Source organism: Corynebacterium sp., assembly GCF_030530965.1.
Classification (GTDB): Bacteria; Actinomycetota; Actinomycetes; order Mycobacteriales; family Mycobacteriaceae; genus Corynebacterium.
On record NZ_JAUMTY010000025.1, the window covers coordinates 15,479 to 29,282 of the forward strand.

Below are 13,804 nucleotides of genomic sequence, written 5' to 3' on the forward strand. Positions count from 1 at the left end.
AAGGATTGGACTCCGCCGGCGATTGATGCCGAGTCCGCGCCCGAGAATGAACAGATCATTCTCGATTCCAATGTCCTGGCCGAGGGGGCGGAGTTCTTTTCGCTCGGTGCGTCGAGTGTTTCGGTGGACGGAAATTACTTGGCGTATTCCACAGATACGACGGGTGATGAGCGGTTTGACCTGCGCATTAAGGATCTCCGGACAGGTGAGCTTCTCGACGATGCCATCGACGGCATCGGGTATGGAGCCACCTGGGTCGGTTCGGAGTGGTTATTTTATGAGCGTGTTGACGATTCCTGGCGCCCGAACGAGGTCTGGCGCCACCGTATCGGCACCCCAACGGACCAGGACGTATGCATTTTCCGTGAGGACGACGAGCGCTTCTGGGTCGGGTGCGGAACAACCCGCTCAGAGAAGTACCTTTTTGTCGAAGTCGGATCCAAAGTCACCTCCGAAGTCTGGTTCCTGGACCTGGGGGTCACTGGTGACGGAGAGTCGAAGACGGTTGACCCCGAGCGTGTGACGGGCGAATTGCAGTGCATCCTGCCACGGCATACGGGCGTGCAATATGACGTTGATCATGCCGTTATCGGTGGGGACGACCGCTGGATCGTGCTGCATAACGCGCATGGCGTGGACTTTGAGCTCGGCATGGCCAGTGCCGCGCCGCTGACCAGCCTGGACGACCTGGACGTCGTGATCCCTCACAAGCAAGGCCGTCGCATCGAGGGGATGGATGTGTTCGCGCAGCACATGGTCGTGGGCTACCGCGAGAACGGCATTAACAAGTTGGGGCTTTTCTCGTTTGCCTACGGCACCGTCGGGAATCTTGAACCTATCAATTTTGATGAGGAACTCTACAGCGCCGGTACCGGGGGAAATGCGGAGTGGGAGTCCCCGTATATCCGCATGGCCTATGAGTCCTTTGTGACGCCCGGCCTGGTTTTTGACTACGACCTGGCGACGGGTGAACGGTTGGTGCGCAAGCAGCGGATCGTGAAGGGCGGATATGACCCGTCTGACTACGTCGCACGCCGGATGTGGACGACAGCCCGGGACGGTGCGAGAGTTCCCGTCTCCTTGATTTATCGAGCAGATCTTGAAGCGAAGACAGATTCCGACGGTCTCCCCACCGACGGCCCTCATCCGACGATTCTCTATGGCTACGGATCATATGAAGCGTCGATGGACCCCGCATTTTCGATCGCGCGACTGTCGTTACTCGATAGGGGCATCGTGTTCGCCATCGCGCATGTCCGAGGTGGCGGAGAGATGGGCCGATCCTGGTACGACAACGGCAAAACGCTGGCCAAGAAGAACACGTTCTACGACTTCATTGACGTTGCTGATGACTTGATCAGCCGGAATGTGACCGACAACAAACACATGGTTGCGCTCGGGGGATCGGCCGGCGGACTGTTGATGGGGGCCGTCGCCAATATGGCGGGGGACCGGTTCTCTGGGATCGAAGCCGTCGTCCCGTTCGTGGATCCCTTGACGTCGATCCTGATGCCGGAGCTTCCGTTGACCGTGATCGAATGGGATGAGTGGGGTGACCCCCTCCACGATCCCGAGGTGTACGACTACATGGCGTCATATGCTCCGTATGACAACGTGTCGGCCGACAACACGTATCCGCCGATTCTCGCGTTGACCAGCCTGAACGATACGCGAGTGCTGTACGTGGAACCCGCCAAGTGGGTTGCGAAGATTCGCGCGACCATTCCAGGGGCCGACGTCTGTCTGAAAACCGAGATGATCGCGGGCCACGGAGGTGTGTCCGGCCGCTATGAGCAGTGGAAACAGACCGCATTTGAGTATGCCTGGATGATTCGCCGCGCCGGCGTCGCCGAGGATGCAGCCGTGTAAACCCTGTCACTCTCGAAATTGAGCTGCGCCATGGCTGAGCAACTGTGTGCTGAGCGTGACCAGCTCATCGAGGGGCATCGTTTTACCATCGGCAATCCACTGGCGGTACATGTCCAATGTGCCGGCTACGAGAAAAGTATTGATGGTGTTTTGCTCTTCACGGGACAGATGCGCATACGGATTATGCCGTGCCCGGTTGTGAACAAGATTCATATGGAAGAAACGCTCGGCATAGTGCCGATATTCGGGGGACACCACGAGCTGTTCGAATAAAGGCCCTTGCCGCGTGGCGAAGTCGAAAAATACGCGGTTGATGTCGGCGATAGTCATTGTTGGAGGAATTGAATCAATAGTATCTGCATAGTCTTGCTTCATTGATTCCAATTCCTCGCGGAAGAGTTCCTCCACCGAGTTGTAATGCAAGTAAAAGGTTTTCCGGTGAATATTTGCGCGCCGGGTAATTTCCGCAACAGTAATTCGATGCGGAGGTTTTTCGCAGACGAGCTCTTCTAAAGCGCGATGGATAGCCGCTTGAGTTTTGGCAACACGACGATCGACACGGCCCTGGGGACGGCCCTGCTCTGTAGAGCTGTCAAGCGAATCGTCGCGTTCGGCAGTGTTGGTCATCGTGCCTCCATCATCGCCAGGTGGATAATCACCACTTCGGCATAGAGTGTTGATTATTCGACAATTACACCCTTTCTGTTCATTGTGCATGAGGGGTCTTCGTGTAAATATGACTGGCACCACGTGATAGGAGGTCACCATGTCAGCTTCACAACCAGATGCAGACGAACAGCCAGATCCACGTCATACCGATCGATCCATACCGGACGTCTTTCGTGAAGTCTTCGACCACGACTATTCGCCACTGGGTTCCTCAGCACGGGTGGGCGACGAGTTTAACCAGATCACCGACCGGTTTGCCTTTGGTGAGATGTGGCCTGTCAGTGGACTCGATGACCGACGCAAGATCTTGGTCAGTGTGACGTGCGTGGCGGCGAGTGGTGGCGGTGAACTATCCGCATTATTGCAGGCAGGCCTTCATCTAGGTGTTGCAGCGGAAGGGCTACAGGAAGTTTTCCACCAAATAGCGCCCTACGTTGGAATCAGCCGCGCCCGCCACGGACTACAGGAACTAGACAAACTCGTCGACGCTCCCGTCGACATCCAATCGACAGTGACCGAGGACGACCGCCTGGCCAAGGGAATTGCCGCGCAGAAAGCAATGTTTGGCGACGGAATCGACGCAATGCGTGAGAATGCACCCGAGGATGAAGGTTTCATCCAAGATGCTTTGTCAGCCTATTGTTTCGGTGATACGTACACTCGGAAAGCGCTAAGTCTTGCTGACCGGGAATTGTTGACGTGGGTGGCCATCATTTCCTTGGGCGGCTGTGATCCGCAAGCTCGGGCCCATGTTTCGGGGAACCTCGCAGTGGGGAATGATCGCGCAATTCTCTTGGGTGCTCTGGCGGTTTGCGTGCCCTGGGTTGGTTTCCCGCGGAGCCTTAATGCCTTGGCTGCGATTAATAGCCAGACGAAAAGTGACGTTGCAGAAGACAAAACTGCAGAAAAAGACGATAAGGAGTCGTAAACATGAAAATCACGAGTAAAGATGAATTCGATAAAGTCAATAAGTTTGGCACAGGCGAATCCAACGATGCATTTGCCGAATACTTCGTCGGGAAGTCATTTTTACAACCCATCGCCCAGCTTGATGAGGCGGGCTTGGGGATCGCCAATGTGACCTTTGAACCCGGATGCAGGAATAACTGGCATATCCACCACGCCCGTCGCGGCGGTGGCCAGATCTTGATGTGCACCGCGGGAGAAGGCTGGTACCAGGAAGAGGGCAAGGCCCCCGTCAGCATGACGGAAGGTTCCACAGTGGTCATTCCGCCGAATGTGAAGCATTGGCACGGCGCTAAGGCGGATAGCTGGTTTTCCCATATCGCTATCTCGGTGCCTGGGGAAGAGACCAGCAACGAGTGGCTGGAGCCCGTCTCGGACGAGGACTATCAATCCCTCACGTCGTAGCGGCCGGGTGTTCTGGTTCGGGGGTAATCTTTTCGATAATGATTACCCACACAGGGGAGCCCGGCTGTAGCATCTCAGCTCATGAGCTCCTCTCCAGTTCGGATCGTCGAACCCAAAAAAGAGAAAAAAGATAAGTCCCACTGGCTTTATATCTCTGTCATTGTTGCCGTTCTCGCGGGCGTCGTTCTGGGGCTGGTTGCTCCAGACGTGGCGGTCAAATTCGAGTTATTAGGAAAACTCTTTGTCGCGTTGATCAAAATGATGATCGCGCCCGTTATTTTCTGCACGATCGTGCTGGGGATCGGCTCCGTTCGAGCAGCAGCATCGGTCGGTCGGGCCGGCGCAATTTCGCTCGTGTATTTCATCGTCATGTCGACGTTCGCCCTGGCCATCGGCCTCGTCGTCGGCAATATCGTTAAACCCGGGTCTAGCCTGGCTATGCCAGAGGCTGGGTCGGGAATGTCGTTTGTCGATAACAATAAAGAAGCCGCTCATGGGCTGAGCGGGTTCGTTATGTCCGTTATCCCGGATACGTTATTCTCCTCGCTGACCAGCGGTTCTGTTCTTCAGGCCTTGTTTATTGCTCTCCTGTGTGGCTTTGCTATTCAGTCGATGGGCAAAGCGGGGGAGCCTTTATTATCCGCCATTGCTCAGGTTCAAAAGCTTGTTTTTAAAGTTCTGATGATGGTTCTGTGGACAGCCCCTATCGGTGCTTTCGGCGCCATTTCCTGGGTTGTGGGGTCCACCGGCTTCGACGCGGTCAAGCAGCTCGTTTTGTTGATGCTCTGCTTCTATGTCACCTGCGTGATTTTCATTTTCGGCGTATTAGGTCTGGTTCTCTATGCCTTTACTCGTTTCAATATCTTCAAGTTGGTGAAGTATTTAGCCCGCGAGTATCTCCTCATTTTCGCGACGTCGTCGTCAGAGTCCGCGCTGCCCACGTTGATTCGCAAAATGGAGCACGTGGGTGTTGATAAATCAACCGTGGGTATCGTCGTTCCAACCGGTTATTCGTTCAATTTGGATGGCACCGCAATTTATCTCACGATGGCGTCGATTTTTATTTCCGACGCTATGCACAAACCCCTTAACTTGGGTGAGCAAATTGGGCTCTTGGTGTTCATGATGATTGCGTCCAAGGGGGCCGCTGGTGTTTCCGGTGCCGGACTAGCAACCCTGGCTGGTGGACTCCAGGCTCACCGGGCTGAGCTGTTGGATGGCGTCGGAATCATCGCTGGTATCGATCGCTTCATGTCTGAAGCAAGGGCTTTGACGAACTTCGCCGGTAACTCCGTGGCGACGCTGGTTGTGGGCGTCTGGACCCACACGGTCGATAGAAATCGTGTTAATGCCGTGTTGTCCGGTGAGATTCCGTACGTGGAGACTCCGGAAGATATGGAGTCGGACGTGAACCTGCGTAATCCTTCCGTGAAGAACCCCGCCGACAAACTTCAGCCCACGCCTCGGGTGGATGTCGACGAGTATCAGCGCACCTAAATACACCTAAATACGCCCAAATATTTCTAGATATTCTGCCCCCAGACACGCGTACTCTGGGGGTATGAGTATTTATGACACCCCAGTAACGACGATCGACGGTAAAGAAACAACGTTGCGCTCGTGGGAAGGCCACGTTCTTTTAATTGTGAACGTCGCTAGCGAATGCGGTTTTACACCGCAATATGAAGCTCTCGAGCACATTTTCGAGGAATACGCGGCGCGGGGCTTCTTCGTCATCGGCGTTCCCTGCAACCAGTTCGGTGAGCAAGAGCCCGGCTCGAATGAGGAGATCAAGGAGTTCGCGTCGTCGAAATTTGGTGTGACATTCCCGCTTCTCAGCAAGACGGATGTCAATGGTGACAACGAGCACCCGCTCTACACCGAGTTGAAGAAAACCGCTGATAACAATGGCGAAGCGGGCGACGTGAAGTGGAACTTTGAGAAATTTGTTCTGTCGGATTCGGGGGAGGTTCTGGGCCGGTTCCGCAGCGACGTCGACCCCGAAGACGATGCCCTTCTGGATCTAATTGAGGACAACCTCCCTCTCTAGCTGGCTTTTCAATTGGTTGAGTTCCCCAACTATTCGGTAATGTTGTCGGTGGTGTAGTCAACTGACCTGATAGGGAGCGCCACTGTGGCTCGAGTTGTTGTCAATGTCATGCCGAAGACCGAGATTTTGGATCCGCAGGGGCAAGCGGTTCTGCGTGCGTTGGGGCGAATCGGGGTGAATGGGGTTCGCGACGTCCGCCAAGGCAAGCGGTTTGAGCTGGATGTCGACGGTTCAGTATCCGACGAGGAGCTGGACCGGTTGGCATCGACGCTTTTGGCCAATACCGTCATCGAGGATTATGACGTCGTTGCCGAGCGTGCCGACGATTCCGACGCCACCCCCGTGACCTCGACCAGCGCGAACGAGGGGGCTAACTAATGCCACGTATTGGTGTGGTGACATTCCCCGGCACCCTCGATGACGGCGACGCTGCCCGCGCTGCCCGGCTGGGTGGCGCCGAGGTAGTGCATTTATGGCACGCCGACGCCGACCTGAAAGGCGTCGATGCTGTGATCGTGCCGGGCGGTTTTTCGTACGGTGATTATCTCCGAGCGGGCGCTTTGGCAAGCTTGGCGCCGGTGATGGGTGAGGTCGTGCGACGAGCTCACCAGGGACTTCCCGTGCTAGGTATTTGCAACGGGTTCCAGATTTTGCAAGAGGCAGGCCTTCTTCCAGGAGCGTTAACCAGGAATAAGGGCCTGCATTTTCATTGTGTTGACACATACTTGCAGGTGGAGCGCACGTCTACCCCGTGGACTGCCGGTTTCACGCAAGGCCAGAAAATTCTGGTGCCGGCTAAGCACGGTGAGGGCCGTTTCCAAGCGCCCGCGGAGACGATTTCTCAGTTGGAAGACGAAGGTCGCGTCGTCTTTCGATATACCGATAATTTCAATGGCTCAGTGAATGCGATTGCCGGGGTGTCCAGTGCCGACGGTCGTGTCGTCGGGCTCATGCCGCACCCGGAGCACGCGGTGGAATTGCTGACGGGGCCGTCAACGGATGGGTTGGGTTTGATTCATTCGGTTCTTGATTCGGTGGGAGTGTAAGTGATGATCAACCAAGCGAATAAGAATCAAACGAATAAGACTGACATGAATACCGAGGATGATCAGATGCCCAAGTCCACAGAGACTGCGCACACCGACGCGGGCGCTGATAATGCGGCCGCTGATAACGCGGTCGAAAGTTTTACGGCTGCTCAGGTGAATGACACGGTGGCTGCCGCTCAGTCGGACCCGGATGCGTCGCAACCCTATGCGTCATTAGGTTTGAAGGACGACGAATACGCCCGAATTAAAGATATTTTGGGCCGACGTCCCACCGATGCGGAATTGGCAATGTATTCCGTCATGTGGTCGGAGCACTGTTCCTATAAGTCCTCCAAAGTGCATCTTCGTTACTTCGGCGAAACGATGACAAAAGAAATGTCGTCGAAAATTCTGGCCGGTATTGGCGAAAACGCCGGTGTGATTGACATTGGCGACGGCAACGCGGTGACCTTCCGCGTGGAGTCCCACAATCACCCCTCCTATGTCGAGCCGCATCAAGGCGCGGCGACGGGTGTCGGCGGAATTGTTCGTGACATCATGGCCATGGGTGCTCGCCCCATTGCCGTCATGGACCAGCTGCGTTTCGGTCCCGCCGATGCCGCGGATACCCAGCGCGTTCTCCCCGGTGTGATTGATGGCGTGGGCGGTTACGGCAACTGCCTGGGCTTGCCGAATATTGGTGGTGAAACCGTCTTCGACGAATCTTATGCCGGGAATCCTTTGGTGAATGCCCTGTGTATTGGGACGTTGAAAGTCGACGATCTCAAACTGGCCTTCGCCTCTGGTAAGGGGAACAAAGTGATGCTCTTTGGTTCCCGAACGGGACTGGATGGCATTGGGGGAGTCTCCGTATTAGCGTCAGACACTTTCGAAGATGGTGCCGAGCGGAAACTTCCGTCCGTTCAGGTGGGCGACCCCTTTGCCGAAAAGGTCCTCATCGAATGTTGCTTGGATTTGTATCACGCCGGAATTGTCGTGGGGATTCAGGACTTGGGTGGTGCGGGATTGTCTTGCGCCACATCCGAGCTGGCTGCGGCCGGGGACGGCGGCATGGAGGTCAACCTCGACGCGGTACCGCTGCGCGCGGAGAACATGACCGCCGCCGAGATCCTCTCGTCGGAGTCCCAGGAACGCATGTGTGCCGTCGTCACCCCGGAGAACGTTGATCGTTTCCGGGAGATCTGCGCCCATTGGGATGTGACCTGCGCGGAGATCGGTGAGGTCACGGGTGGAGACCATTTGGTCATTCGCCACCACGGCGAAGTTGTGGTGGATGCGCCGGCACACACGATTGCGCATCAGGGGCCCGTCTATGACCGCCCTTATGAGCGCCCGGATTGGCAGGATGACCTGCAAGAATCGGGCGTCGAGGCCAAGGGTTTCGCCCGCCCGCAGGGTGCCGACGAGCTACGCGAAACGTGGCTTCGCATGGTCGCTTCTCCCGCGTTGTGTTCGCGTGCCTTCATCACCGAGCAGTACGACCGCTACGTCATGGGGAACACGGTGGAGGCGCAGAACGCCGACGCCGGTGTATTGCGTATCGACGAAACCACTGGCCGTGGTGTTGCCGTGTCGGCGGACGCGTCGGGGCGGTACACGAAGCTCGATCCGAACATGGGTGCCCGCCTGGCCTTGGCGGAGGCCTACCGCAACGTCGTCGTGACGGGCGCCCGTCCGGTGGCGGTGACCAACTGCCTCAACTTCGGTTCCCCGGAGGACCCCGCCGTCATGTGGCAGTTCCGTGAGGCCGTGCATGGCCTCGCCGATGGTGCCCGTGAACTGGGCATTCCCGTGTCGGGCGGCAATGTGTCGTTTTATAACCAGACGGGGTCGGAAGCGATCTTGCCGACGCCGCTCGTTGGTGTTGCAGGCGTCGTGACCTCGGTGGATCACCACATCAACCACCTCCTTGGAGGCTTGACGACGGAACGCTCGGCCTTCCCCGAGAGCGAATCGGATGACGGTAATGATGCGTGGACGTCGGAGTCGACGTCGGCCAATGATGAGTTCGAAGAGCTATATCTCTTGGGTGAAACCCACGATGAGCTGGGTGGTTCCATCTGGCAGCAGGTGGAGCACAACGCGCTTTCGGGACTTCCCCCTCAGGTCGATTTGGCAGCGACGTCGGCCCTGGCTGATTTCTTCTGCGATCAGGCGGATCCCGGCACCCCACGGGTTGTCACTGCCGCGCACGACCTGTCCGAAGGAGGACTTGCGCAGGCCCTGGCCGAAATGGCGATGATCTCTGGCGTCGGCATGGACGTGGATGTATCCCGCGTCCACGAGGATCCCTGCGTTGCACTGTTTTCGGAATCAGCTAACCGAGTCGTGGTCGCCTGTGCTCACGGAGACGGCGATAAGCTAGTTTCTCTTGCAAAACGCTGTGGTATCCCTGTGCTGCGGTTGGGTTCTGTGACCTCACGCGCATGTGGGTCTTCACAGGAAACGTCCGCTCAGGTACGAGTCAGGGTTAGCACTGGTGAAGCAGATGAGATCACGGTCCCTGTCGCAGAATTGAGAGAGGCCTGGACAAGCACGTTGCCTAAGCTCTTTGCTCACGCAGCGGGTGCGAACTCTGTAGTGGAATAAGATATTCAATTTTTTCTGGGAAGAATATCTAAGTTTTCCGTGACAGATTTTCTAAAGGTTATTTTTCCAAACCTGCCAGCGGAGAATACTTGAGTATAGGCCATGACATTTCATGCGCTGTATACCAGTAAGTCCAAGAATCCGACCATCGAGACCGGCTCCTTCGCACCGACGGCACAGCCATCTGATCTCAGTGCCGTCGCTGGGGGAGCCTCCTCTGGTGACACCCGCTCCGCTGTATCCACGCTGAACTCGCGTGCCGACTCGGAAAACTCAGCTGTTGCTTCTCGAGTGTCCACCGCCACGCAGGAGAGCTCATCTGCCACGGGGGAGAACCCACACGTCGCGCCGGGTGACTCAGTTCAGGGGAACGCTGAGTCCTATCACCCAACAGATCCACGCCAGGCCACCGTGGAAATCGTCATTCCCGTGTATAACGAGGCGACCTCCTTGCCCACCTCTATCCCTCACTTGGTGGAGAGTCTGTCGAGCCTGGTGCCATTCACGACGATGGTCACGATTGCTGATAATGCGTCGATCGATAACACATGGATCGTCGCCGGTGAGTTGGAGCGCCAGCTGCCCTCGGTTCGCCGCGTTCACCTGGACCAAAAGGGCCGCGGGCGGATGCTGAAGAAAGTGTGGTTGGAGTCGGAATGCGATGTTGTGGCGTATATGGATGTAGATCTCTCGACCGATCTGCATGCTTTGCTTCCGTTATTAGCACCTTTGGTTTCTGACCATTCCGATATCGCTATTGGTTCACGGTTAGCTCGCTCAGCCAATGTAGTTCGCGGTTCAAAGCGTGAATTCATTTCGCGGACATACAACCACATGCTTCGCCTGATGATGTCAGCACATTTCTCCGATGCTCAATGTGGCTTTAAAGCAATGCGTACTGACGTTGCTCGCGCGATTTTGCCTCATGTTGAAGACCCCAATTGGTTCTTTGATACAGAGGTATTGCTCCTCGCGGAAAAAGCGGGGTACCGGATTCATGAGGTCCCCGTCGATTGGACCGACGATCCTGATTCGCGCGTTAATGTCGTCGAAACTGCTTTGCAGGACTTACGTGGAATGTGGAGAGTGAGACGAAACATTGCGTCTCATCGGATTAATCTCGATTCGTTCCGCCGATCGTCGAGGACATCTGAACCCCCGGTGTTAGAGGGGGTGAGGGGCAGGCCGGAGCCCCAGCAGAGTTTTTTAGGCATGTCTGGCGATTCGGCATTGTCGGAATCGCCTCGACGGTAGCGTATGCCGTCCTCTATTTGGCTTTCTCGGCGTTTTTGCCGGCACAAGTTAACAATTTTCTTTGCCTTCTGATCACGGCAGTTTTAAATACTGCTGCCAATAGGGCATTTACCTTTGGCATATCCGGTCGTAAAAATGCGGCCAAAGATCAGCTAAGCGGTTTGTTTATTTTTCTTGTGTGCTGGTTGGTCACCTCGTTATCCCTCGTGGGGTTGTCGTGGGTGAATCCTCACGCTTCGGCAACGACAGAGTTGATCGTGTTGACAGTAGCCAATGTCGTCGCCACGATCATCCGTTTTGTTGCTTTACGTGCGTACTTCTATTCGTTCCGACGTCGGCGTCGCACGGGTAGCAGGCAGTAAACCACGTGCTGAGCAAGGGAAATGACAGAGATATATGACGGGCAAATATTCATTGCACAGTGTGTTCAATCGGATTGCTAGGAAGCCTTTGAATTCACGGCAAGGCCGTGCCATGACCGGCCAGATTAAAGAATAAGGAGGATCACATGACAACCGATGAAGTTCGCGGATTGTGTGGAAATGATGTGGCGAGAATGAGGAGAGAGAAATGACGATGAGCATGGTGAAAGGAGCTGGTGGCAGTCATAGTGAGACCAAACATCACAGACAGCATCATACCAGCGTCCCGCAGGGGCCGAACGCCCGGGAAAACACCACAAAGTCTGGGATTCGTGCCCAGGTTCAGGGTTTCCCGCGTGGAAAAGAATTAGCTGGATTCATAGCCTTATTACTAGGCTCGGCATTCCTTTTCATGTGGGAATTGGATAACAACAACTATGGCAATGACTTTTATGCTGCTGCTAGCCAAGCCGGATCGAAAAATTGGACCGCATTTCTTTTCGGCTCGTCGGACTGGGGCAACACCATTACCGTGGATAAAACTCCACTATCGCTGTGGCCTTCAGCCTTAGCCATCAAGATTTTTGGCTTAAATTCATGGTCCGTCTTGTTGCCATACGCTCTTCTTGGCGTGGCTTCCGTCGCCGTCCTGTGGGCTACGGTCCGGCGCTATGCCGGGTCGACGGCGGCTTTTGTGTCGGGAATTGTGCTGGCCCTTACTCCAGTCGCGGTGCTGATGTTCCGCTTCAATAACCCCGATGCGATGCTCGTCCTCCTCATGACGTGCTCGGTCTGGGCGGCCATGCGTTGCGTGGAAACCGGTAAATGGCGCTGGGCCGTGTTAACCGGCGTCTTCGTTGGCCTTGGTTTCTTGGCTAAGCAGGGCGAAGTTTTGCTGATCATCCCCGCGCTCGTCGTCCTCTTAGCGGTGGTTTCCCCGCGTTCGTGGAAGGTTAAGCTGGGGCAAAGCCTCGCCACTGTAGCTGCCATGGTCGTTTCCGCTGGTTGGTACATCGTGGCCGTCGCGTTGTGGCCATCGTCGTCACGGCCCTATATCGGTGGCTCGACCAATAACTCGATTTGGGAATTGACCCTCGGTTATAACGGATTCAGCCGGCTCAGCGGTAACGGTAGCGCTCCCGGCGGTGGCGCAGGTGGCGGTCCCGGTGGTGCCGGCCAAGGGGGAAGTTCGGCTTCCGACGCTGCTCAAGGCGCAGCCTCTGCTGCCGGTAACGGCATGGGTCAGGCTGGAAGCTCTGGGCAGATGGGTAACATGCCCCAAGGCGGATCCCCAGGTGGCGGCGGTCATGGTGGCCCGACGTTCTCCGGTGAACCGAGCATCCTCCGACTGTTCAATCAGCAGTTAGGCGGCCAAGCTACGTGGCTATTCATTGCAGCGCTCATCGCCCTCGTGATGGGGATTGTGCTGTGCGGCCGAGCACCTCTGAAAAACACGAAACGCGGCCTGTACATCGGCCTTGGCGTTTGGCTGCTCATGTGCGCCGGGACCTTCAGCTTCATGGAGGGCACGATGCACCAGTACTACACCGTGGCCATGGTTCCTCCGATGGCTGGACTGGTCGGCATGGGCGCGGCCGATGCATGGCAGCACCGCGACCGCCTCTGGGTTCGTGCCGTCAGCGCCGTCGCTATCCTCGCGTCCGGTGTGACGGGATTCGGCGTCCTTCGTCGTGCGTCCGATTCATTCCCGACGTGGTTACCGTGGGTCATTCTCGTCGCCACCGTCGTCGGTGCAGCGGGATGGTTCGCTTTGCCGTGGCTGTCCGCGGCGGGGGCTCGTCGGCACGCTGATGGATCTGCGTCGTCGAAGCTGTCCGGACGTGTCCTGTCGCTCCGGGTGGGCGTCGTCGGTGTTGTCGCAGCCGCGATGCTTGCGGGACCGAGTGCGTACAGTGCGTACACCATCGCCCACGCAAATACCGGTTCGGTCGTCGCAGCTGGGCCGAAATCCGATTCCGGCATGGGAGGCCCTGGTGGCGGCGGTCCCGGTGGCCAAGGTGGCGCCGATGGACAAGGTGGTGCCGACGGTCAAAATACTGGCGACGGCCAGCCTGGTGCTGATGGACAATCCGGTACTGATGGCCAAAACAGTGCCGACGGTCAAGGCGCTGCTGATGGTCAATCCGGCGCGGACGGACAAGGTGCCAACGGCCAAGATGGCGCATCCTCGCCAGGCCAGATGCCGGGTAATGGTCAGAACGGCGGACCTGGCGGCACCGCTCCGAATGGCGACGCCGCCCCACCGAACGGTGGCAATGGTCAAGGTATGCCCGGCGGACCCAACGGCGCTAACAGCACCGATGGCAGTGGCTCGACGTCGGATAACTCGAGTAACGGTATGCCGGGCGGCTCATCGGATGGAAAATCGGATGGAAAAGGTGGATCGTCGGCTTCAGCTGGTAAGCAGGGTGGAGCGTCGTCGCCGGGTGGTCCGGGTCAGATGAGCGTCAGCGAGACTTTGAAGAACAAGCTGAAGGAAGATTCGGACAAGTACAAGTGGTCCGCGGCGACGATTGGTTCGCAAGGTGCGGCCAGCTACCAGTTGGCGACGGACACGGATGTTATGCCGA

12 protein-coding genes are annotated in these 13,804 nt (G+C 56.7%); 11 read left to right on the plus strand and 1 reads right to left on the minus strand.

Annotated elements, in window-relative coordinates; translation table 11 throughout:
• Positions 1–1,869, plus strand: a 1,869-nt coding sequence (locus tag Q3981_RS06190) for a S9 family peptidase (protein ID WP_303124526.1), incomplete at its 5' end; no start/stop codon positions are given.
• 6 nt (positions 1,870–1,875) lie between these two features.
• On the opposite strand, the gene Q3981_RS06195 is transcribed toward Q3981_RS06190, so the two are convergent.
• A complete protein-coding gene (locus Q3981_RS06195) occupies positions 1,876–2,496 on the minus strand; it encodes a TetR/AcrR family transcriptional regulator (RefSeq protein WP_303124527.1) in 621 nt (206 codons plus the stop codon).
• A gap of 139 nt (positions 2,497–2,635) precedes the next feature.
• Between Q3981_RS06195 and Q3981_RS06200 the strand changes: the two genes are divergently transcribed.
• The 10 genes from Q3981_RS06200 to Q3981_RS06245 all read left to right on the plus strand — a co-directional run.
• On the plus strand, positions 2,636–3,466 hold the full coding sequence (locus Q3981_RS06200) for a carboxymuconolactone decarboxylase family protein (protein ID WP_303124528.1): 831 nt from the start codon (positions 2,636–2,638) through the stop codon (positions 3,464–3,466).
• 2 nt (positions 3,467–3,468) lie between these two features.
• Entirely contained in the window at positions 3,469–3,909 is a 441-nt protein-coding gene (locus tag Q3981_RS06205; RefSeq protein ID WP_303124529.1) for a cupin domain-containing protein, read from the plus strand.
• An 81-nt stretch (positions 3,910–3,990) separates the two neighbouring features.
• The gene (locus tag Q3981_RS06210) at positions 3,991–5,406 is read left to right on the plus strand and encodes a cation:dicarboxylase symporter family transporter (RefSeq protein WP_303124530.1); all 1,416 of its coding nucleotides are present in this window, start codon (positions 3,991–3,993) and stop codon (positions 5,404–5,406) included.
• Positions 5,407–5,470: 64 nt separating this feature from the next.
• Positions 5,471–5,959, plus strand: coding sequence for a glutathione peroxidase (locus tag Q3981_RS06215; protein ID WP_303124531.1), 489 nt, complete (start codon positions 5,471–5,473; stop codon positions 5,957–5,959).
• A gap of 84 nt (positions 5,960–6,043) precedes the next feature.
• Positions 6,044–6,337, plus strand: coding sequence for a phosphoribosylformylglycinamidine synthase subunit PurS (gene purS / locus Q3981_RS06220; protein ID WP_012731043.1), 294 nt, complete (start codon positions 6,044–6,046; stop codon positions 6,335–6,337).
• Positions 6,337–7,005, plus strand: coding sequence for a phosphoribosylformylglycinamidine synthase subunit PurQ (gene purQ / locus Q3981_RS06225; RefSeq protein WP_303124532.1), 669 nt, complete (start codon positions 6,337–6,339; stop codon positions 7,003–7,005). The genes purS and purQ overlap by 1 nt, the downstream gene beginning before the upstream one ends.
• A gap of 3 nt (positions 7,006–7,008) precedes the next feature.
• Complete coding sequence (gene purL, locus Q3981_RS06230; RefSeq protein WP_303124537.1) at positions 7,009–9,597, plus strand: phosphoribosylformylglycinamidine synthase subunit PurL; 2,589 nt, start codon at positions 7,009–7,011, stop codon at positions 9,595–9,597.
• 102 nt (positions 9,598–9,699) lie between these two features.
• The gene (locus tag Q3981_RS06235; protein ID WP_303124533.1) at positions 9,700–10,851 is read left to right on the plus strand and encodes a glycosyltransferase; all 1,152 of its coding nucleotides are present in this window, start codon (positions 9,700–9,702) and stop codon (positions 10,849–10,851) included.
• Positions 10,852–10,868: 17 nt separating this feature from the next.
• On the plus strand, positions 10,869–11,213 hold the full coding sequence (locus Q3981_RS06240) for a hypothetical protein (RefSeq protein WP_303124534.1): 345 nt from the start codon (positions 10,869–10,871) through the stop codon (positions 11,211–11,213).
• Positions 11,214–11,427: 214 nt separating this feature from the next.
• Positions 11,428–13,804 (plus strand): glycosyltransferase family 39 protein (locus Q3981_RS06245; protein WP_303124535.1); only part of this gene is annotated, 2,377 nt, incomplete at its 3' end.